Genomic DNA, 481 nt, shown 5'->3' on the forward strand with positions numbered 1-481 from the left:
AAAAGAATAGAAGTTTATGAAAACTATAAAGAAACTTTTACTTATAAGCAGTGCAGTTCTGATTTGACTGATTTAAAAAAAGAATTAGAGTGGCTTAAAGAACCTGACAAATTTTCACTACAAAACACCTTAAAAGATTTAGAAAACGCATATAAAAAATTCTTTAAAGAAAATGCAGGATTTCCTAAATTTAAATCAAAGAAAACTAATAGATTTTCATATAGAACAAACTTCACAAACGGAAATATTATGTATTGTGGTCAATATATAAAATTACCTAAACTTGGTATGGTTAAAGTAAGGGATAAACAAGTACCTCAAGGGAGAATGCTTAATGCTACTGTATCCAAAGAACCAAGTGGTAAATATTATGTATCATTATGCTGTAGAGATATAGATATTGAAGTATTTGAAAATACTAATAATCAGATAGGTTTAGATTTAGGAATTAAAGAATTTTGTATCTCAAGTTGTGGACAAT

1 protein-coding gene is annotated in these 481 nt (G+C 26.8%); it reads left to right on the forward strand.

What is annotated here, in order from left to right; all coding sequences use genetic code 11:
* The coding region (locus tag KGF45_RS19675) for an RNA-guided endonuclease TnpB family protein (protein WP_227843081.1) at nucleotides 1-481 on the forward strand (481 nt) is incomplete at both ends.

The sequence above is a fragment of the Clostridioides sp. ZZV14-6154 genome (assembly GCF_020657785.1).
Classification (GTDB): domain Bacteria; phylum Bacillota; class Clostridia; order Peptostreptococcales; family Peptostreptococcaceae; genus Clostridioides.